This window comes from Acinetobacter sp. P1(2023) (assembly GCF_028367635.1).
GTDB lineage: Bacteria > Pseudomonadota > Gammaproteobacteria > Pseudomonadales > Moraxellaceae > Acinetobacter > Acinetobacter pittii_E.
Genome location: NZ_JAQNDD010000008.1, coordinates 145,922 through 167,400 on the forward strand (window position 1 = coordinate 145,922; position 21,479 = coordinate 167,400).

Sequence of the window (21,479 nt, forward strand, 5' to 3'; positions counted from 1 at the left end):
TTTTTTTATGAAAGTTTGCTCTTTTTTGTTAGACTTTGGCTCACGGTTTAAATAGGTTCTTTTAATGTCGATACGGGATGAACGAAAACAGCAAAGTCGTCAGGCACTCCTTGATGCAGCCTTGCATCTGAGCACGTCTGGGCGTTCGTTCAGTAGTATCAGTTTGCGTGAAGTTGCACGTGAAGTAGGTTTGGTACCAACAGCGTTCTACCGTCATTTTCAAGACATGGACGAACTCGGCAAGGAACTGGTCGATCAAGTTGCCTTACATTTAAAAAGTGTCTTACATCAGTTAGGACAAAGTTATTTACAACATAAATCTGCTAAGACCCAAACCAGTATTGAGCTATTTGTGCAAGCAGTAAATCATAGCCCTAAACAGTGGCAATTTATGATTTCGGAGCGTTGGGGAGGCTCAGAAACAGTTCGTGCAGCTATTGCACGAGAAATCGAATTTTTGATCGAAGATCTCACAACTGATCTTACTAAACTCGAAAATTTTAAACATATTCAAGAGCCTCAAGACTTAAATGTCTTATCTACCATTTTGACCAATATGTCATTTACATGGGCAATGACGTGGCTCAACCTATCAAAACAATATCAAGGTGAACAGCTCAAGCTGCAACAAACTGCCTTTATTGAAAATGCTTCTACACAAGTTCGCCTACTCTTTAGAGGGATTGCAAACTGGGAACGGTAAAAGCGGCAAATGACAAAAAACAGGTTATGTGGTAATACGTAAAGAGAGAAAGAAAAAGGCTAAAAATTTCGAGAAAAGTCTTTTTCTTTTTACAGGAAGTAAATTATTAGTTAGGCCAAACTGGTGTGGGAATACCTATGAATCTTGATCGTCATACACAGTTTTTGATGCGTAAAGAAAAAATTCTGAGCGTGGCAGAAAAGTTGTTACTAGAAAACAATCAGGAAATTACTCTAGATGAGTTAGTGGCCGAGCTAGATATTGCTAAAGGCACACTTTATAAGCATTTTAGAAGTAAAAATGAGCTTCTACTCGAGCTTATTATTCAAAATGAAAAGCAAATTTTAGAAATTTCTAAAAAATATAATACAGATTTCAAAGAGTATGCTCCTCATTACATGCTTCACCATTTGCTTACGCCAGGCAAAACCATTTTATTGCATCAACTTGAAGAAAATCTGACAATGACAGAATCTAAGTTGAAGCATCTTTTCGAAGAGCTTTATGAAATCCGCCAACAACGTATTTTAGCAATTAAAGATATTACCGAAAGTTATTTAAAATCATTGAACTATGATATGTCGATTCGTGACTATTTGTCTTATATCTGGTCACTGACTTACGGCGCATCCCTACTTTTAAACTCTACCTATTACCAACGTTCGATTGGTTCTCGTCAGAAATTAATTAATTTATATATTAATCAGGCATTATCACTACCGACTCAAACAGCTAATTTTGATGTTTTAAATTTTCAAATTGAAGATGAAAATCAGCAAAATTAATTGAAATATTTCGTGATAATTAACGATAAATTAAATATAAAAATGGGCTTCATATGAAGCCCATTTTTGAAGTAAAGCCTAAACAACTTATTTTGCTTTACGTTCTTTCTCAATTAAATAATTAAGAACTTGGGTAACTTTACCATCTTCACCCTGCACCACGTATTTACCATTAACGACAACTGCAGGAACACCTGTTAATTGGTACTGTTGAGCAAGTTTATTTGACTCGGCAACTTTTGCAGTCACAGCAAACGAGTTGTAAGTGCTATTAAATTTCTGTTCAGGCACGCCATAACGAGTAAAGAACTTCGCAGCAGAAGCTTGATCAAAAATTTGTTGACCGTTCACTTGAATCGCATGGAATAGTGGTAAATGCGTGCGTTTACGTACACCTAATGCCTCAGATGTATAATATGTACGCGCCCCTTGTTCCCACATTTTATTCATTGCAGCTGGTGTACGCACAAAACGTACATCTTTAGGAATCTGCTTTAACCACGTTTGCATATGCGGTTCAAGTTTAAAACAGTGTGGACATCCATACCAAAAGAACTCTCGAACTTCGATTTTCCCCGGAACTTCCACTTTGCTTGGATTGGCAATCACGGTGTAGTCTTTACCAGCAACAAAATCTGCTGCCATTGCACTACCCGATACGGCCATAATTGCTGCACTCAAACCACCCAAAACCAATTTTTTCATTGTTACAGCTTTTCCTCTAAGTTGTTATGCATTAGCTTATGCTCTAAATATAAAACAAATATGCTAAATTCGTTTTGCTTCTGTGAAGTTTTTTATTGGGTTTATCGCTTTTTTCCCAATAATCGCTACACTAACGGCGAACTACATCCAAAAAGATAACTCAAGTTTAGAGGTAGCACCATGTCGCAATTGAATGTTGATTTACAAGAAATCGCAAAGTTTGAAGCACTTGCTGCCAAATGGTGGGATCAACATTCTGAATTTCGCCCACTTCATCAAATTAATCCACTACGTCTAAATTGGATTGATGAACGTGCAGGCGGTCTAGCTGGTAAAAAAGTACTTGATGTCGGCTGTGGCGGCGGTATTTTGGCCGAAAGCATGGCACGTCGTGGTGCAGATGTACTAGGCATCGATATGGGTGAAGCACCTCTAGCCGTTGGCCGATTGCATGCCCAACAAGAGAATGTTCAAAATATTGAATACCGCCAAATTCCTGTAGAAGAATTAGCACAAGAACAAGCAGGCCAATACGACGTGGTGACTTGCATGGAAATGATGGAACATGTTCCAGATCCGGCATCTATTGTAAAAGCTTGTCAGGCTTTGGTTAAACCGGGCGGCCATGTGTTCTTCTCGACCATTAACCGTAACCCAAAATCTTATTTATTTGCCATTATTGGTGCAGAGTACGTACTACGTATGTTGCCAAAAGGCACGCATGATTATCATAAATTTATTCGACCATCTGAAATGGCACATGATATTCGTAATGCTGGCCTTACCTTAAAAGAAATGACTGGACTGCATTACAACCCTCTGACCAAGCATTATTGGTTAGCGCCAAATGTCGACGTTAACTATATGGTTCATACGATGAATACAGGTGCATGATGAAAGCTGTTTTATTTGATTTAGACGGTACGCTTATCGATACAGCTGCGGATTTCATTCGTATTATTCAGCAAATGTGCCGTGATGAAAGACGTCCTGTGGTTGATGCAGACCTCATTCGCACTCAAGTTTCTGAAGGTGCGCGTGCGATGGTGAAATTGGTCTATCCAGAGCTAGATATTGCCAATCCAATTTTCTTGGCACATCGTCAAAACTTTTTAGATATTTACGGCAATAATATTGTGGTTGATACAGATCTGTTTGAAGGTATGTATCCACTTCTAGAAGAGTTAGAGGCTGCGCAAATCCCGTGGGGTATTGTGACCAATAAACCACGCGGTTTAAGTGAATCTCTTTTAGAAAAGTTAAATCTGACAGAACGCTGTGCGGTTTTGGTGTGTCCTGAAGATGTCAGTAAAACAAAACCAGACCCTGAACCCATGTATTTAGCTGCTAAACAGTTAAATATCCTAGCAGATGAAATTATTTATGTAGGTGACCACCCACGTGATATTGATGCTGGTCGCAATGCCAATATGTACACTATTTTAGCCGCATACGGCTATCTACCTATTGAGCACCGTGATGATCTCGCTGCTTGGCAGGCTGATTCGATTGTAAATACGGTGACAGAATTACACGATATGTTACGTCAAAAGCTTCCTGCTCTACAGGAAAATCAGCGTATGATAAGTTAACATCAGAGTTTTATAGACTTTTTTAACGGTTACTCGTTTTATCAATATAAAAAGAAGGAGGTTTACCAATGAAATATTCAGAATATCAACCTCGTCCGGATCTACTCAAAGATCGTGTTATTTTAATCACCGGTGCTGGTGATGGAATTGGGCGAGCTGCGGCTCTAAGTTATGCCCTACATGGTGCAACCGTTGTTCTGCATGGTAGAACCTTAAATAAACTTGAAGTGATTTATGATGAAATTGAAAGTCTCGGTGCACCGCAACCCGCGATTTTACCGCTACAACTTTCAAGTGCCTCTGACCGGGATTACGACTTTTTAGTCGATACACTCGAAAAGCAGTTTGGACGTTTAGACGGTATTTTGCATAATGCGGGTATTTTAGGTGAGCGGGTAGAGCTGGCACATTATCCTACAGAAGTATGGGATGACGTGATGGCAGTTAACTTACGTGCTCCGTTTGCCCTCACTCAAGCCTTATTACCACTTTTGCAAAAATCAGAAAACGCCTCTGTCGTATTTACCAGTTCTGGTGTAGGCCGTGAAGCGCGTGCTTTATGGGGTGCCTATTCTGTCTCCAAAATTGCAATTGAAGCAGTGAGCAAAATTTTTGCAGCGGAGAATACTTATCCAAATATCCGCTTTAACTGTATTAATCCAGGCGCAACACGTACTGCAATGCGTGCTAAAGCCTACCCACAAGAAGATCCGAAGACATTACCTACACCTGAGTCAATCTTGCCTGCCTACCTCTATTTAATGGGTGAAGACAGCTTGGCGCTCAATGGGCAAAGTATTGATGCACAGGATTAAAAAGTTAAAGATGAAAAGCTAAATTAAATTACGGCCAATCATCAAATCTGGCTTGCCTATACCTGAAAAGATATATACAAGCCTTTTTTACGATTGATAAAAACTCTTGATCTATCCGTAATTTTAATTGAACCATTAAATGATCTTCACAGTTTCTCTGCATTTTGCGCGTAGAGTATTCAACATGAGAGACATCAGATGTAAACGAGGATGCATCATGAAAAAGTTGTTCACCATCTTAGCCCTATGCATAACCGTACTGACCATCAGTATGGCAAGCTTTGCTGATCCCCCTTTTGACCGAGGCCATGGCCCTAAAGGTCCTAAAGGCGGAGGACCACGCGGTGAGTGGAATGATCGTGGGCCAGGATTTGGACGTGATCATGATGAAGATCGTATCCGTGACGAACGCCGTATGCGCGAAGAACGTGGCTTTGAACGGTTGAAACAGCATCGCTGGCAGCCGGGTTATGTGATGCCACAGCACTATCGTGGCAATGGTTATAAAGTCGACTATAAAGACAGCAACCTACCTAAACCGGGCCGTAATCAGCAATGGTACAAAATCAATAATGACTATATTTTAGTCGATACAGATTCTAATAGTATTGTCAGTATTCGTGGTTTTTAAAGCGATAGAGCCTCGCTATCGCTGAATAAAAAGGATAAAGCCTTCGGGTTTTATCCTTTTTTTATGTCTTATCTAGTTTAAAAATAAAAACTTTTTATATTTTCATATTAAGTATTTTCTTAATTTCTTCTTATTTCATATTGGGTTTTCACATTTATTCTTCTTTGTCTCCACGATTTATCTGCAATTATTCACTAATCTTTAGTTATTGAAATTTAGCTCATGATTCGAGGTTCATAATGAAAAAATTAACAACAGCAATTGTTCTTTCACTTACTGGTTTAGTTGCAACAACAGCAATGGCAGCGCCTAATGATCATAATCACCATGGCAACTATCAAAACCATGAAGTAAAAACAGTTAAAGTGATTAAAAAAGATGACCATCGTAATGCTTGGCGAGTGGGTCAAGTTGTACCTCATGAATACCAACACTCACGTTACGTGATTGACTATCGCCAACATCAAAAATTAAGTAAACCGGGTCGCTACCAAAAATGGTACAAAGTGAACGGAAATTATGTACTGGTGAATGAACAGAGCCATAAAATCATTAGAGTTGTTCACTAATTTAAAACTTTTTAAACACCCAAACTTAGATTTGGGTGTTTTTTTATCTAAAACATGCGGCTTTAATCTTTTTTGTTTAGAATCATCTTTATATCTTTTTGCTGTTGATTCGAGATCGGTATGTCAAGTAAGCCTGTAAGTAAGTCGCATAATAACACCCAGCATTATGTACACTGGTTTCGACACTCAGCACCCTACATTAATGCGCATCGCGATAAAACGTTTGTCTTGATGTTTGGTGGCGAAGCAGTTCGCCATCCTAATTTCCAGCATATTATTCATGATATTGCACTATTACATTCTCTTGGTATCCGATTAATTCTCGTACACGGCGCACGTCCGCAAATTAATCACAACCTTAAAGAAAAAGGAATAGAAACTCCTTTTTATGACAACAGCCGAATTACCACACGTGAATCTTTAGGGTGTGTCATGAATGCTGTAGGTTCTATTCGCCTAGAAATTGAAGCATTACTTTCTATGGGTTTAGCGAACTCACCCATGTATGGCGCTCGCATAGACGTGATATCAGGTAACTTTGTGACTGCGAAGCCTTATGGTATTCGTGATGGGATGGATTTCCAGCTCACAGGTGAAGTCCGTTCTATTGATACCGATGCAATTGATCGACACCTCGATAATCATAATATTGTGTTATTGGGGCCAACAGGTTATTCCACTACAGGCGAAGTATTTAACTTACGAGCAGAAGAAGTTGCAACCAAAACTGCAACTTACTTAAAAGCAGATAAACTCATTTTTCTAGGTGAGCAACAAGGCCTGCTGAATGAAGATGAGCAAATATTACGTGAATTAAGCCCCCATCAACTGGACTACTACATTCAACAATACCAAACCATCAGTCCAACACTCACTTTGCATTTGCAACAAGCAAAAAAAGCATCTTTATCAGGCGTACACCGCGTTCATCTTATTTCTTACGCTTATGATGGTGCACTAATTGAAGAGCTATTCACACGTGATGGTGTTGGTACCATGATTACCGATGCGCATTATGAAGAAGTTCGCATGGCCAACATTCAAGATGTGGGCGGTTTAATGAATTTATTACGTCCGCTAGAAGAAGAAGGCATCTTGGTTTATCGTTCGCGTGAACGTTTAGAGCAAGAAATTAGCCAGTTCGCTGTCATTGAACGTGATGGTACAATTCTAGCATGTGCTGCACTTTATCCAATTCCGACCGAATTTAACGAGACTCGTTCCGCAGAAATTGCCTGTGTTGCAGTACATCCAAGTTATCGTAAATCAAATCGCGGTAGTCAAATTCTGCAATTCCTTGAAGAAAAGGCAAAAGAACAAGGTATTCGTCAATTATTTGTTTTAACAACGCGTACTGCTCATTGGTTTTTAGAACATGGTTTTCATCAGGTGAGTGTTGATGACTTACCAAATGCTCGTCAGGCGCTCTATAACTATCAAAGGAATTCTTTAGTCTTTAAGAAACTGCTTCCTTAGCCTTTGCTATTTTTAAGATATTCTTATTTCAGATAAGCTTAGTTTAAAAAGTACAACCATAAATACGATTAATTTATGGTTGTACTTTTTTTAAATCTTCAAATTTTATTATTTTAATAATTTTTATTTTATTTATATAAACTTAAATAACTTTTTATAAAGATCATCTTATTTAATAAATCATTTTTTTGCATAAGTTTATCGCCGAAAGTTTTTAGCTTTTTTTTACATAAATAAAGTCCGAATACTTATTTTTTCTGAAATAAAAATCCCTTTAGGGTATCTGCTCATCCAATTATTTTTTCTTTTTCTCTTTCGGGGAGCACGAAATCTCATGGCACTTTTCAACACCACTTCATGGGCAAAATATTCAGTCATCGCGGCCAGCCTTGCAGGAGTGATGATGTTAAGTGGTTGTGCCAAAAAAGAGGAACAGGCCACCACAACTTTAAATATTGGTTATCAAAAATATGGCATCCTTCCTATTTTAAAGGCTCGTGGTGACTTAGAAAAAGCACTAAAAGAACAAGGTGTACAAGTAAAATGGGTTGAGTTTCCTGCTGGACCTCAATTACTTGAAGGTTTAAACGTAGGAAGTGTTTCACTCGGTGAAGCAGGCGAAGCACCTCCAATCTTTGCGCAAGCTGCCAATCCAAATTTAGTTTATGTCGCAAACCAACCTGCTGCGCCAAAAGCCGAAGCATTATTGGTAAAAAAAGATTCTCCCATTCACTCTATTAAAGACTTAAAAGGAAAACGTGTCGCACTGAATAAAGGTTCGAATGTTCACTACCTTTTATTAAAAGTCTTAGAAGCCAACAACTTAAGCTTAAGTGACATTCAACCAGTTTATTTACCGCCGTCAGACGCTCGTGCTGCCTTTGAAAAAGGTGCAGTAGATGCATGGGTGATTTGGGACCCGTTCTTTGCTGCAGCTGAACATCAAATTCAGGCACGAGTTTTAGCAACAGGTGAAAATTTAGTAAGCAATCATCAGTTCTATCTAGCTGACCGTAAATTTGCAGAAAATAATCCGAAAGTACTCAATACAGTTGTGCAAACCCTTAACCAGACAACCCAATGGGTGAGCTCACATCAGGATGAAGCAGCCAAGCTACTCGAAAAACCTACAGCACTTGAGTTTGATGTACTCAAAACTTCCATTTCACGTATGGGTTTTGGAGTTCAGCCAATATCTGACAAAGTGGCACAAGAACAACAACAAGTAGCTGATGCCTTTTATACGCAAAAGCTCATTCCAAACAAACTCACCATTCAAGATGCCATTTTAAAACTGAAATAAACCCAGCTTGGGCACGGCAAATAACCATATAAATGCTGTGCCTTGCCTCAAGGGGAACAAGGATATCAATATGCAACATCAATCATTATTCAATAAGAATCAGTGGACCCAGTTAATTAAACGCATCAGTGCAGTCACTGTATTAGGTTTAACAATTGCTGCACCCGCTTGGGCGATTGACCCAACTGTAAAAGAACTTCGTATTGGTTTTCAAAAAAGTTCGATCAACTTTGCGATTGCCAAACAGCAAAAATTATTTGAACAAGAATTTCCTAATGCCAAAGTTACTTGGAATGAGTTCCCTGCTGGTCCACAAATTTTAGAAGCTTTAGCTGTCGGTTCACTTGATGTAGGCGTTACTGGGGACACACCTCCTGTCTACGCACAAGCAGCCGGCAAGCCTTTGTATTACATTGCCTATGAAGCGGCTAAACCACTAGCATCGGCAATCTTGGTTCCTAAAAACTCGCAGCTCAAACAGCTGAAAGACCTTAAAGGCAAACGAATTGCACTGCAAAAAGGTTCGAGCTCACATTACTTACTTGTACAAGCCGTACGTAAAGCAGGCCTAAACTGGAGCGATATTACGCCAATCTGGCTTACTCCAGCCGATGCTCGCGCAGCATTTCAAAAAGGTGCCGTAGATGCATGGGCAATTTGGGATCCTTACTTCGCCTCAGCACAACTAGAAGATCAAGCTCGTGTTCTTGCGTCGGGTAAAGGTTTAAGCCCGAACTATACCTTTTATTTAGCTGCTCCAAGCTTTGTTAAACAACATCCGAAAGCTGTTTCAGGGCTCATCAAACAAATCAATCAAGCCGATAAATGGGTTCAAAGCCACCAAGCAGAAACGGCAGGTGCGATTGGGCAAAGCACAGGTCTTAAACCTGCGACCAGTGATTTATTCATTAAACGTCGTCCACGCCCTTCATCGGCAGCTCCTCTTAACAGCAAAGTGATTGCTGAGCAGCAGCAACTCGCAGACATCTTTACTCAACAAGGCATCATTCCAAAACCAATCAGCATCAAACAAGCTGTTTGGATTGCTAAGTAATTTCAATAGACATATAGGTAATGCACATGAAAATTTTCTGGTTTATTCCTACCCACGGTGATAGTCGCTATTTAGGTACAAGTAAAGGCGCTCGTCAGGTTGACCATGCCTATATGAAGCAAATTGCTGTGGCAGTAGATAACTTAGGTTATGAAGGTGTACTTATTCCAACGGGCCGTTCATGTGAAGATCCATGGATTACGGCGGCTAGCCTGATCGATGCAACTCAGCACCTTAAGTTTTTAGTTGCATTACGTCCTGGTGTCACAACACCAGCTTTGGCTGCTCGTATGGCTGCAACATTTGACCGCTTATCAAATGGTCGCGTGTTACTCAACTTAGTGACTGGTGGTGATGAAGCTGAACTACGCGGTGATGGTTTATATGAAGACCACTCAACGCGTTATCAAACAGCCAATGAATACGTAAAAATCTGGCGTGAAATTTTAACACGCTCGCATACGGGTGAAGCGTTTACATTCCACGGTGAACGCTTACAAGTAGATGATGCAAAACTACTTTACCCACCTGTTCAAAAGCCTTATCCACCACTTTGGTTTGGTGGGTCTTCAGACGTCGCAGTCGATTTAGCTGCCGAACAAGTGGATACCTACCTTACTTGGGGTGAACCACCAGCAGCAGTCAAACAAAAGATCGAACATGTTCGCGCCAAAGCTGAGGCTAAAGGCCGTAAATTAACTTATGGCATTCGCTTACATGTCATTGTTCGTGAAACTAACGAACAAGCTTGGGCAGCGGCAAATGAGCTGATTCAATATCTAGATGATGCAACTATTGCTGCTGCACAGAAGAAATTTGCGCAAATGGACTCGGTAGGCCAACAACGTATGGCAGCTCTCCACGGCGGTAACCGAGACAAGCTTGAAGTATCTCCAAACCTTTGGGCAGGAATTGGTTTAGTCCGTGGTGGTGCTGGTACAGCACTTGTCGGCGATCCTGAAACCGTTGCTGCACGTATTCAAGAATATGCGGATTTAGGTATCGATACCTTTATTTTCTCAGGCTATCCACATCTTGAAGAATCAATCCGTTTTGCAGAGTTAGTATTCCCATTATTACCAATTGAAACCCGAGCTAAACTTGCTCAGCCAAATTTGACCGGTCCGTTCGGTGAAATTATTGCCAATAACTATGTTCCAGACGAGAAGAAACAAAATAGTTCCGTCAAGGAGCCTGCATGAACAAAGCTGAAAGTATTGTTTCACGTGGAACCAAGCAAATCGGGCAGCGTTTGCTGCCTTGGATTTTCCCGATTGTTCTATTGGTGGTTTGGCAAATTGCCTCAAGTTCGGGACTTTTAGAAAATCGTATTTTGCCTGCTCCGACTGCCGTGGTTTCCGCTTTTTGGCATCTACTCATTAGCGGTGAGCTTTGGCAACATGTCAAAGTCAGTGCTGGACGTGCTTTACTTGGATTGTTGATTGGTGGCGGCTTAGGTCTGCTATTAGGTCTACTTAATGGATCTTCCCGTTTCGCCTCAACTCTGCTTGATACGACCCTGCAAATGATTCGTAACATCCCAGCATTAGCTCTGATTCCACTCGTCATCTTGTGGTTTGGTATTGATGAGACAGCGAAATTATTCTTGGTCGCAGTAGGTGTTTTCTTTCCGATTTATATCAACACCTATCACGGTATACGTTCAGTTGACCCACAATTGATTGAAATGGGCAAAAGCTATGGACTTTCACGTTGGCAGCTCTACAAAGAAATTATTCTACCGGGCGCGATGCCTTCTATTTTAGTCGGTTTACGCTTTGCTTTAGGTTTGGTGTGGGTATTGCTCATTGTCGCTGAAACCATTTCAGCTCAAGCAGGTATTGGTTATATGACCATGAATGCACGTGAGTTTTTACAAACTGATGTCGTTCTGGTGGGTATTCTTCTGTACGCCTTACTAGGCAAACTAGCAGATGTTTTAGCACAACTTTTGGAACGTTATTTACTACGCTGGCATGCCGGTTATCAAAAATAAAGGAGCTTAAAATATGACAAATCTGAATTTAAATATTAATCAGAATGACGTAGAGCTCATTCCAGAAAACCATCCAGAGTTACAAGAACCTGTGTTAGGCGCAGAGATTCTGATTGAACAGCTTTATAAGTTTTATGGTGAAGTTAAAGTTCTTGAAGATCTTAACCTTCATATTCAACCGGGCGAATTTTTAGCTATTGTTGGACGTAGTGGTTGCGGTAAAAGTACTTTATTGCGCTTAATTGCCCAACTTGAAAAAGCCAGTTTTGGAGAAATAAAATTTAAATCTGCCCGACATTTGCGTGAAGGTATTACTAACGATGATATTCGGGTTATGTTTCAAGACCCACGCCTACTCCCTTGGAGGAATATTCTTCAAAATGTGCAACTGGGTTTACCTAAAGCGCAACATGCTTTAGCAGAAGAATTACTGGAAAAAGTTGGTTTAAAAGAAAAAGCGGGACAATGGCCTTCACAGCTCTCAGGTGGTCAACGACAACGTACTGCCCTAGCCCGTGCGTTATCTCATACTCCCCGTATTTTGCTGTTAGATGAGCCATTAGGGGCTTTAGATGCGTTAACTCGTCTTGAGATGCAAAGCTTGATTGAGCGCTTGTGGAAAGAGCAAGGCTTCACTGCAATTTTAGTCACCCACGATGTAAGTGAAGCAGTGCAATTGGCTGACCGTATTATCTTATTAGATAAGGGCCAGATTGCTCAAAGCTTCCAAGTTAATTTGCCGCGTCCCCGTAAAAAGAGTATTTCTTTTGCTCAGCTTGAACAGCAAGTACTCGATGCGGTTTTAGCGACCTAAGGTTGCGATGAGTAATGAGAATCGCTCAGCCGAAAAATGCACAATTTACGAGCAATAAAATTGCTGTTTTATTGCTCTTTTTTAGGGCGAAATTTAAAAAATATTTTTAAGAATAACAATAAACTAGTGAATCTCTCTATTTTTTGCACAATAGTATATCTATTACGCAAATAACTAGCCGTTTTTTGATTAAAAAAGCAAGACACCTGTGCACAAATCAAACAATTTCCCTTACAATGGGAATATTATTTTTTTAATTATGCAGCAGATGGAACAAAAAAAGAGTACCCAAAAGCGCAATCAGCTCCTTGCTGCCGCCCTTGACGTATTTTCAGTCTATGGGTTCAGTGGTGCAAGTCTGGATGAAATTGCCCAACTCGCCGACATGCATAAGTCGAATATTTTCTATTACTATGAAAATAAAGAGTCTTTATATGTAGAAGTGCTCACAACTGTTTTACAAAAATGGTTGGCTCCCTTACAAACTTTAGAAGCTGAATTAGAACCAGCCGAAGCCTTATCGCACTATTTAATTCAAAAAATCGAACTGTCTCGTAGCCAACCGAAAGCCTCTAGATTGTTTGCATTAGAAATCATTCAAGGTGCTCCGCATATTTTACCTATACTGAAAGGGCCTTTGAAAAAGTTATTCAAGCGCAAAGCTAAAGTCATTCAGACGTGGCAAGAAGAAGGGAAAATTTCCCCAGATATCGACCCGGAATTATTAATCTTAAATATTTGGGGCCTTACGCAAAACTATGCAGATTTTGCAACCCAAATGGAAATGGTAACTGGAAAAACTCTGCGTAACCGCAGTATGTTCCAGCGTTCAATTGAGCATACAGTCCACTTAATGCTCTACGGCGTATTGCCTCGTTAAAACAAAAAAAGATCGGCAAATTTGCCGATCTTTTTTTAGAAATGATTTTGATAAAGTGCTAAAAGCTTTTGTGCACCTAATAATAAGTTTTCTTCCCAATCTAGATGAGCTGTGTCATCTGCCCCATCAGTAATATACTTTACCGAAATTAGACGTACGCCTAATTTATGGCAGACTTTGGCTAAAGCATACCCTTCCATATCCACTACATCACAAGCTACTTTTGGCTGACCCGTTTCAAATGAATCTCCAGTTCCGCAAATTGCTTTTGGCAAATCAGCAAAATGTGATTGAAGATGAATTTCAGCTGGCAAGTGATCATCTAACGGCGTTACACCTACTTCAAACCCTAGGGGTGAAACATCCATATCACGTTGTACAAAAGTCTTCACCTCGACTAAATCATGTCGATTAAATGCAGAGCTTCCAGCTGTACCTAGATTAATTAAAGTTTTACAGCCAGTTTTTTGAATAACCTCAAACGCTTTAAAGGCAGCATTAATCTTGCCAATACCACTGTAATGAACTTCAACACCAGCTTGTTCAAATAAACCTTTAGATTCATTAGGAAGTGCCATAATTAAAGCAATATCAGTGTTCATTCAAAAAGCTCAAATCAAAATTAAATAAATTAGAAAATAAGTATAAATCAGGTGCAAAAGCTTTTTGCACCCTTTCATCATTACTGCATTTTTTGTTGTAAGGCGATTAAACACGGAGAAAAGAACAGTTGGCCGCTATATGCGCCTGCTAGCGTTTTCTTCATTACCACACCCCACATTGTCAATAATAAAAGGCTCAGTGCAACAGCAACGTATTGTAAAAATACAATTTCAACCTGATGCCCTAAATTAAACAGTGCAAGAATAAATACACCTAATGGAAAGGTTAAGCCCCACCAACCCAAATTGAATGGAATACCTGTCTTTGCGTGACGAAGCGTTGTTAAAATTGCAAGACCAAGCCACCATAACCCGAAGCCTAAAAGCACAAGACTGCCTACAACTCCTAAAGCTTGAAAGACATTCGCAAATTGGTGAAATCCTACATTTGGCGCTACTCTTTGGGCCTGCTCTCCTAGCAATAAGAGACCTAAAGCACCAGTCCCGATAGGACCTAAAGAAAGCCAGCTAGAAATTGCAACTTCTTTTTCCGGTAACTGATGCAAAGCCATACGTAACATTAAAATTGTTAAAATAGCGAATGCGGGTAAAACAGAAATCCCCCACAGCACGTAGCCTGCTAGCAATAAATGAAAGCTATGTAAATCAGCTGGTAAATGCGCTACTAGCACTCCCGCAGAACTTGCTGCGACTTCACAGGCAACCACTGGTAATAGCCAGATTGCAGTCATGGTATGTAGCTGATGGTTCTGACGGCTAAACATACAAAAAGGTATGATCCATGCAATGGCTAGTGCTAAAAAGACATCGATGTACCATAAAGCTTGAGCAATATGTATCGCAACTTCACCGTAAAGCCCGACTCCGAAGCTTAAAAAGCCATTCAATATTGTAGCGAGCCCCATCGGAATAGCGCCTAAAAACAAGCTCATATTGGGATGGTTAAATATTTGCTTCGCTTCATGAGGGAAAAGAAACCACCGCAATAAATAAAGACCTGAAAAAACGCTGAATAAAATAATATTAAATTGCCATAACAAAGTTGCTAGCGTGAATAAAAATGATTGAGCAAATGGGAGCTGAATTAAAATCATACTTACCACGCCAGTACCCATAGTCGCTGTAAACCAATTTGGAGTAAAATGTCGTATAACATCTTTGCTATGATTTAATTGGTAAAAGGGTTTTTTCATCTTAGTTCTCTAATCAAAGAGTGGATAAAGATATAGTAGAGCAAACCATTAATAAGAAAAATTGATTTATTTTTATTTAATTCATCAATATTTTAGATATGAAAATATTCATGTTGAAAAATAACTGAGTAAAAACACAACAACAAGACGAATCTGTGAGATTATGGCAATATATAGCCCTTGCAAAAATAGCCATATTTTAAGTTCATGAAACTGCTTCGTCTTAATGCGTTATCGCCCAATTTTCAGTTACCTCAAACAGCGGTAACTATTGGTAATTTTGATGGTGTCCATTTAGGTCACCAAGCGATGATTGCTCAACTCAAAAAAATTGCTGCAGCACAAGGCTTAAAAACATTGGTTATGATTTTTGAGCCACAGCCTCTTGAATTCTTTAAAGGCTACGATGCCCCTCCTCGTATTAATTCACTACGAGAAAAAGTTGAATACCTAGCTGAGCTTGGGGTTGATTACATTGCAGTTGCTAAATTTGATCAGCATTTCCGTAGTATGAGCGCGTCTGCCTTTGCAGACTTATTAAAAGATAAATTAAACGCGCAGTCTTTGGTTTTAGGAGATGACTTTCATTTCGGTAAGGACCGTCAAGGCAACAGCGAATTTTTAAAAGATTACGGATTTGGGGTCACAAATTTACATACGATTGAACTTGAAGGTGAACGCGTAAGTTCAACTCGTATTCGCCAAGTGCTTCAGGTAGGAAATCTTGCCTTAGCTGCTAAATTATTAGGTCGTCCTTACAGTATTACTGGACGAGTTCAATATGGCGATCAAATTGGCCGAACTCTGGATTTTCCAACGATTAACGTTCGCCTCAACCGCCACAAGCCGTGTTTAAATGGTATTTATGGTGTTGAAGTCATTTGTGAAACAACCTCACTTACTCAAAAAGTGCGTCAAGATACACCCGAAAAACCGGGAATTGCCGGATATCATGAAAACAGCCTCTATGGCGCAGGACATGTCGGTACACGTCCAGCCATTCAGCAAGAACATCCAGAGTGGAGATTAGAAGTACATTTCCCTGATGTTTCTGCTAATCTGTATGGCTTATTTATGCGGGTGACTTTCCTTCACTATCTTCATGGTGAATTGAACTACCCTTCGCTTGAGGCACTTAAGGCAGGAATTGATAATGACGTGCAGCAGTTACGACAATATCGTAACGACACGACACAATTTCCTTTTTAATTCGAATTTTGATTGTAAAACATGTCAGCTCCCAAGCTGATTAAAACTGGAAGAAAACTTGCATGAGCGATAAGCAAACTCCTGAGAATGCAGTGGACTACAAAGCCACGCTAAACCTGCCGGATACTCAATTTGCAATGAAAGCAAATTTGGCAGTACGTGAAGTGAAATGGTTAGAAGAGTGGTATACCGACAACATTTATCAGCAGATTCGTGCATCGCGTATTGGCAAGAAAAAATATATTTTGCATGATGGCCCTCCATATGCAAACGGTACAATTCACTTAGGCCATGCGGTCAATAAAGTACTTAAAGACGTTATTGTAAAAAGTCGTACTTTGTCAGGTTTCGATGCACCTTATGTTCCGGGTTGGGACTGTCACGGTTTACCAATCGAACTAAAAGTCGAAGAAAAAGTGGGTAAAGTAGGCGAAAAAGTTGACGCTGCGACTTTCCGTAAACTTTGCCGTGAATACGCGCTAAAACAAATTGATTTACAACGTACTGACTTTAAACGTCTTGGTATTTTAGGTGACTGGGATAATCCTTATCTCACCATGAACTACAAACAAGAAGCTGATATTGTTCGTGCTTTAGGTTTGATTCAGAAAAATGGTCATATTCAGCCGGGCTTAAAGCCAGTGAACTGGTGTATGGACTGTGGTTCTGCACTTGCTGAAGCTGAAGTTGAATACGAAGATAAAAAATCTGACGCAATCGACGTTGGTTTTGGCGTTGTTGATCTTAAAGATTTAAGTGCCCGTTTAAACGTAGAAGTTCAAGATCCAACTGATATCGTGATCTGGACGACTACACCGTGGACATTGCCTGCAAACCAAGCGGTTGCGTTGCATGCCGAAATTGAATATCAATTGGTACAAGTGACGACTGAGCACGGTAAGCAAAACTTCATTCTTGCTAAAGACTTAGTTGCTTCAGCAATTGAACGCTATAAACTTGAAAACCCAGTTGTTTTAGCAGATTTTACCGGTTCGGCTCTTGAAAAGCTTACTTTACAGCACCCTTTACTTACTGATCGCCAAGTTCCGGTTATTTTGGGTGAACACGTTATCGCAACAAGCGGTACAGGTGCCGTACATACAGCGCCTGGCCACGGTGCAGATGACTATAAAGTAGGTCTTCAATACAACCTTAAAGTAGATAACCCAGTCGGTGGTAACGGAGTTTATCTCCCAACTGCCCCAATCTATGCTGGTGAACACATCTATAAAGCCAATCCAAAGATTATCGAAGCTTTGGGTGCTGTAGGCCGTTTATGGGCTCATCAGCCAATTAAACACAGCTACCCACACTGCTGGCGTCATAAGACTCCTATTATTTTCCGTGCTACACCACAATGGTTCATTAGCATGGATCAAAAAGGTTTACGTGATGGCGCACTGAATGCTATTGAAAATGATATCGAGTTTGTCCCGAACTGGGGTAAAAACCGTATTGAATCAATGATCGAAGGCCGTCCGGACTGGTGTATTTCACGTCAACGCACGTGGGGTGTTCCAATTCCTTTCTTCGTTCATAAAGACACGAACGAATTACACCCGCGTACACCTGAGCTTATCGAAGAAGTCGCTCAACTGATCGAACAAGAAGGTATCGAAGCATGGTTCAAACGTGAAGCAAAAGACTTCATTGGTGAAGATGCTGAACAATACAACGCCGTTCGCGATACACTCGATGTATGGTTCGACTCTGGTACAACACATTATGCTGTACTTGAGCAACGTGAAGAATTAGAAAGCCCTGCTGACTTATATTTAGAAGGTTCAGACCAACACCGTGGCTGGTTCCAATCTTCTTTATTAACGTCTATGGCAATTCACAATCGTGCACCATATAAAGCCCTGTTAACACATGGTTTTACGGTAGATGAAAATGGTCGTAAGTTATCAAAATCATTAGGTAACTACATTCCGCTTGAAGAAATCATCAAACAACTTGGTGCTGATGGTTTACGTCTATATGTAGCTTCTAGCGACTATCGCTATGAAATTGCGGCGTCTAAAGAAATCTTTAACCGTGTAAGTGATAGCTACCGCCGTATTCGTAATACCCTGCGCTTCTTACTTGCTAACCTCAATGGTTTCAAACCAAGTACTGATGCTTTAGCAGTAGATGACCTTATCGCTCTTGATCAATATATTTTGCAGCGTGCGAATGAAGTACAACAAACCATTATCACTGCTTATGAAGAAATGAACTTCCATGTGGTGTGTAGTACGTTAACAAGTTTCTGTATTAATGATTTAGGTGGTTTCTATCTAGACATTATCAAAGACCGCCAATATACGACTAAGGCTGACTCACAAGCACGCCGTTCTGCACAAACAGCGCTTTACCATATTGTCCAAGCATTTATCCGTTGGATGAGCCCGATCTTAAGCTTTACCGCTCAAGAAGCTTGGCCACTGATTCCAGAACAAACTGAAAAGTATGTATTTACGTCAGAATGGTATGACTTGCCTGTTTCATCAAAAGCAAACTTGCTTTCTGAGGAAGATTGGCAAACATTGATTAGCGTAAAATCTGCAGTAAATAAACAGATTGAAGCAGCACGTAACGCTAAAATTGTTGGCAGTAATCTTTCAGCCAAAGTTGAACTTTGGGCAAATGAATCATTACAAACAGTTTTAAACCAACTGGCTGATGAACTCCGTTTTGTTCTTATTACTTCGCAAGTAGTAGTACATCCATTTGCTGAGCAAGGTGAAGCAACTGAAATGGAAGGCTTACGTGTACAAATATCTGCAGCTGAAGGTGAAAAATGTGCACGTTGCTGGCACGTCCTTCCAGATGTAAATACACATGCCGATCATCCTGGTTTATGTGGTCGTTGTATTGTGAACGTCACTGGTCGTGGCGAAGTGAGAAAATATGCCTAATTCACAAGCTAAAAAAGGCTTATTCCAGTTTTATCCACACAACCTGATTTGGCTTGGACTTTCTGTCCTTGCCATTGTATTGGATCAATGGACAAAATGGATTGCAAGTACACATCTCAACTATGCAGATCCTGTACCCGTACTTCCATTTTTAAACTGGACACTATTACATAACTATGGTGCAGCTTTTAGCTTTTTATCTGATGCAGGAGGATGGCAGCGCTATTTCTTCACATCTTTGGCGGGCTTAGTTTCAGTACTTTTTGTATTTTGGTTAATGCGTATGCCTAAAAAAATGGTGGTGCTACCTGTAGCCATCGCTTTAATTTTAGGTGGAGCTTTAGGCAATTTAATTGACCGTATTACCCTAGGTTATGTGGTCGATTTCATTCATGTTTATTACCAAAATCATCACTTTCCAGCTTTTAATATTGCGGACAGTGCCATCACTCTAGGTACGATTTTGCTACTCATTGATACATTCTTCCTTGAGAAGCAACGTAACCAAAATTCGGATGCATAATATGACCGAAATTATTCAACCTAACGAAGAAATTCGTATTACTGACGGTTCTAAAGTCGACCTACACTTTTCTGTATCTATCGAAAATGGTGTAGAAATTGACAATACACGTAGCCGTGAAGAACCAGTTAGTCTGACTATTGGTGACGGAAACCTTTTACCAGGTTTCGAAAAAGCATTATTCGGTTTACGTGCAGGTGACCGCCGTACAGTACACCTTCCACCAGAAGATGCTTTTGGTCCGTGGAATCCAGAAAATGTTCAAACTTTCGATACAGTTAAGTTTGAGCAACGCCCTATTCCTGGCCACATGATCGAATTTGAAGATAAGGCAAAAACCACTTTATTCGGCGTAGTTAAATCAGTTAATGATGACATTACAGAAATTGATTTTAATCACCCGTTAGCTGGGAAAAATATTACCTTTGAAGTAGAAATATTCAAGGTAACCCCCGAAGGCCAACAAGGCATTAAGCTAATGTAAATAAAAAAGCCCTCTCAATGAGGGCTTTTTTATGATTCAATTTTTATTAGTGACATAAGAATCCTTACAAATTCTATATTCTCTCCTACCTATATAATGAATTAAGTTATAAAGATAAAAATTCTTAGGACAAATACATGCTGGTCTATATTATCGTAGGAAGTGTTCGTGAAGGACGTACAGCAATTAAAATTGCCAATTGGCTACACTCAACAATTCCATCATTTAATTTAAAAGATTTTCAAACAGAAGTAATTGATTTAAAAGAATGGAATTTACCGTTATTTTCAGGCTCTCACCCACCGGCTACTGGGATTTATGATCAGCCTCAACAACAAGAATGGGCGGACAAAATCGCACAAGCAGATGCATTTATCTTTATTAGCCCAGAATACAATCATGGTTATAGCCCAGCTTTAAAAAATGCACTCGACTATGTAGGTAAAGAATGGAGTGGCAAACCTGCTGCATTTATAGGATATGGTTCAACGAATGGTTCTCGTTCTATTAGCCAAATACGTCAAGTCACCTCAAGTTTAAGTATCATTGATCCCAATGCTGTCATAGAGATTCGGGATATCTTTAAACGCAATAAAGATGAAAGATTCGAAGCTAATGAGTTTGAAGTAAAAGGACTTCAATCAATTATTAAGAAACTACAGAAATATCATTTATCTTAAATTGGAAAAAAGCCTCTCTTTTAAATAAGAAGAGGCTTTTTAATACTATAAACTTCTTAAATAATTTACTATCTCAATATTACCTGTCATTTCTGCTAGCTCTAGTGCCGTGTATTCGCTTTTATAAGCGACATGAGCACCTTTTTCAACTAAGAGTTGAACTACCTCTAAATGATCATTTTCAGCAGCTGCTTGCAGAGCACTGTAACCCTCATCATCTGTCTGGTTAGGATCTTCTCCATCTATTAGTAATTCTTTTACGTGATCGATATCACCTAAAGATGCCCAATAAATCAATGCAGGAAGAGAGAGTTCGTTATCATCTTCAGGTATAGGAGAGAAAGAATTAATTTTCATAGAGGTGACCAAAAATAAGAAATTCCATCATTATATTCATAGAATACAGCCAATATACAAATCTGAAATTGAGCCTAGATTTTATTAAAAATCAAATTCTCTTATATTTCCCACATATAAAAAAACACCCCCACTAATTGTGGGGGTGTTTAGAATAATGAGCTGGCGATGACTTACTCTCACATGG

Annotated in this window: 23 protein-coding genes; 19 read left to right on the forward strand and 4 right to left on the reverse strand. The window is 39.7% G+C overall.

What is annotated here, in order from left to right; translation table 11 throughout:
* Positions 1-64: 64 nt before the first annotated feature.
* A complete protein-coding gene (locus POD11_RS13125; RefSeq protein WP_009387652.1) occupies positions 65-703 on the forward strand; it encodes a TetR family transcriptional regulator in 639 nt (212 codons plus the stop codon).
* 137 nt (positions 704-840) lie between these two features.
* The gene (locus POD11_RS13130) at positions 841-1,488 is read left to right on the forward strand and encodes a TetR/AcrR family transcriptional regulator (RefSeq protein ID WP_016142592.1); all 648 of its coding nucleotides are present in this window, start codon (positions 841-843) and stop codon (positions 1,486-1,488) included.
* An 87-nt stretch (positions 1,489-1,575) separates the two neighbouring features.
* On the opposite strand, the gene POD11_RS13135 is transcribed toward POD11_RS13130, so the two are convergent.
* Entirely contained in the window at positions 1,576-2,193 is a 618-nt protein-coding gene (locus tag POD11_RS13135; protein WP_016142593.1) for a thiol:disulfide interchange protein DsbA/DsbL, read from the reverse strand.
* A gap of 180 nt (positions 2,194-2,373) precedes the next feature.
* Between POD11_RS13135 and ubiG the strand changes: the two genes are divergently transcribed.
* The 12 genes from ubiG to POD11_RS13195 all read left to right on the forward strand — a co-directional run bounded on the left by ubiG (position 2,374) and on the right by POD11_RS13195 (position 13,323).
* Entirely contained in the window at positions 2,374-3,087 is a 714-nt protein-coding gene (gene ubiG / locus POD11_RS13140; protein WP_044102431.1) for a bifunctional 2-polyprenyl-6-hydroxyphenol methylase/3-demethylubiquinol 3-O-methyltransferase UbiG, read from the forward strand.
* A complete protein-coding gene (locus tag POD11_RS13145; RefSeq protein WP_262457472.1) occupies positions 3,084-3,785 on the forward strand; it encodes an HAD family hydrolase in 702 nt (233 codons plus the stop codon). Before ubiG ends, POD11_RS13145 begins: the two co-directional genes overlap by 4 nt.
* 68 nt (positions 3,786-3,853) lie before the next feature.
* Complete coding sequence (locus tag POD11_RS13150) at positions 3,854-4,600, forward strand: YciK family oxidoreductase (protein ID WP_009387635.1); 747 nt, start codon at positions 3,854-3,856, stop codon at positions 4,598-4,600.
* Between the two features lie 217 nt (positions 4,601-4,817).
* A complete protein-coding gene (locus POD11_RS13155; RefSeq protein ID WP_262457473.1) occupies positions 4,818-5,231 on the forward strand; it encodes an RcnB family protein in 414 nt (137 codons plus the stop codon).
* 239 nt (positions 5,232-5,470) lie between these two features.
* Entirely contained in the window at positions 5,471-5,800 is a 330-nt protein-coding gene (locus POD11_RS13160; protein WP_224993764.1) for an RcnB family protein, read from the forward strand.
* Between the two features lie 120 nt (positions 5,801-5,920).
* Positions 5,921-7,276 (forward strand): amino-acid N-acetyltransferase, encoded by a 1,356-nt coding sequence (gene argA, locus POD11_RS13165; protein ID WP_239969432.1) that lies wholly within the window; start codon positions 5,921-5,923, stop codon positions 7,274-7,276.
* A gap of 334 nt (positions 7,277-7,610) precedes the next feature.
* The gene (locus POD11_RS13170; protein ID WP_262457474.1) at positions 7,611-8,579 is read left to right on the forward strand and encodes a sulfonate ABC transporter substrate-binding protein; all 969 of its coding nucleotides are present in this window, start codon (positions 7,611-7,613) and stop codon (positions 8,577-8,579) included.
* 70 nt (positions 8,580-8,649) lie between these two features.
* Positions 8,650-9,633 (forward strand): sulfonate ABC transporter substrate-binding protein, encoded by a 984-nt coding sequence (locus tag POD11_RS13175; protein ID WP_262457475.1) that lies wholly within the window; start codon positions 8,650-8,652, stop codon positions 9,631-9,633.
* Between the two features lie 26 nt (positions 9,634-9,659).
* On the forward strand, positions 9,660-10,835 hold the full coding sequence (gene ssuD / locus POD11_RS13180) for an FMNH2-dependent alkanesulfonate monooxygenase (protein WP_019457892.1): 1,176 nt from the start codon (positions 9,660-9,662) through the stop codon (positions 10,833-10,835).
* Positions 10,832-11,629, forward strand: a complete 798-nt coding sequence (ssuC, locus tag POD11_RS13185; protein ID WP_262457476.1) for an aliphatic sulfonate ABC transporter permease SsuC — start codon at positions 10,832-10,834, stop codon at positions 11,627-11,629. Before ssuD ends, ssuC begins: the two co-directional genes overlap by 4 nt.
* Before the next feature lie 13 nt (positions 11,630-11,642).
* Entirely contained in the window at positions 11,643-12,443 is an 801-nt protein-coding gene (locus tag POD11_RS13190; RefSeq protein ID WP_262457477.1) for an ABC transporter ATP-binding protein, read from the forward strand.
* Positions 12,444-12,702: 259 nt separating this feature from the next.
* Positions 12,703-13,323: a TetR/AcrR family transcriptional regulator gene (locus POD11_RS13195; protein ID WP_009387703.1), complete on the forward strand. Its 621-nt coding sequence runs from the start codon at positions 12,703-12,705 to the stop codon at positions 13,321-13,323.
* A 35-nt stretch (positions 13,324-13,358) separates the two neighbouring features.
* Here the strand turns inward: POD11_RS13195 and POD11_RS13200 are convergent, their stop codons facing one another.
* Together POD11_RS13200 and POD11_RS13205 are read right to left on the reverse strand one after the other, a co-directional pair.
* On the reverse strand, positions 13,359-13,925 hold the full coding sequence (locus POD11_RS13200; RefSeq protein WP_174725020.1) for a 5'-methylthioadenosine/S-adenosylhomocysteine nucleosidase family protein: 567 nt from the start codon (positions 13,923-13,925) through the stop codon (positions 13,359-13,361).
* 80 nt (positions 13,926-14,005) lie between these two features.
* Positions 14,006-15,139 carry a TDT family transporter gene (locus POD11_RS13205; RefSeq protein WP_262457478.1) on the reverse strand — a complete coding sequence of 378 codons (1,134 nt, stop codon included), beginning with the start codon at positions 15,137-15,139 and terminating at the stop codon, positions 14,006-14,008.
* Positions 15,140-15,346: 207 nt separating this feature from the next.
* Between POD11_RS13205 and ribF the strand changes: the two genes are divergently transcribed.
* From ribF to POD11_RS13230, 5 genes are all read left to right on the forward strand, one after another.
* Entirely contained in the window at positions 15,347-16,348 is a 1,002-nt protein-coding gene (ribF, locus tag POD11_RS13210) for a bifunctional riboflavin kinase/FAD synthetase (protein WP_078225528.1), read from the forward strand.
* Between the two features lie 62 nt (positions 16,349-16,410).
* On the forward strand, positions 16,411-19,248 hold the full coding sequence (gene ileS, locus POD11_RS13215; protein WP_262457479.1) for an isoleucine--tRNA ligase: 2,838 nt from the start codon (positions 16,411-16,413) through the stop codon (positions 19,246-19,248).
* A complete protein-coding gene (gene lspA / locus POD11_RS13220; RefSeq protein WP_005804840.1) occupies positions 19,241-19,771 on the forward strand; it encodes a signal peptidase II in 531 nt (176 codons plus the stop codon). Before ileS ends, lspA begins: the two co-directional genes overlap by 8 nt.
* 1 nt (position 19,772) lies before the next feature.
* Positions 19,773-20,255 carry an FKBP-type peptidyl-prolyl cis-trans isomerase gene (locus POD11_RS13225; RefSeq protein ID WP_239969453.1) on the forward strand — a complete coding sequence of 161 codons (483 nt, stop codon included), beginning with the start codon at positions 19,773-19,775 and terminating at the stop codon, positions 20,253-20,255.
* 137 nt (positions 20,256-20,392) lie between these two features.
* Positions 20,393-20,935 (forward strand): NADPH-dependent FMN reductase, encoded by a 543-nt coding sequence (locus tag POD11_RS13230; protein WP_262457480.1) that lies wholly within the window; start codon positions 20,393-20,395, stop codon positions 20,933-20,935.
* A 45-nt stretch (positions 20,936-20,980) separates the two neighbouring features.
* Here POD11_RS13230 and POD11_RS13235 read toward each other — a convergent pair whose 3' ends face one another.
* Positions 20,981-21,292, reverse strand: a complete 312-nt coding sequence (locus POD11_RS13235) for an ankyrin repeat domain-containing protein (RefSeq protein ID WP_262457481.1) — start codon at positions 21,290-21,292, stop codon at positions 20,981-20,983.
* Positions 21,293-21,479: the final 187 nt, after the last annotated feature.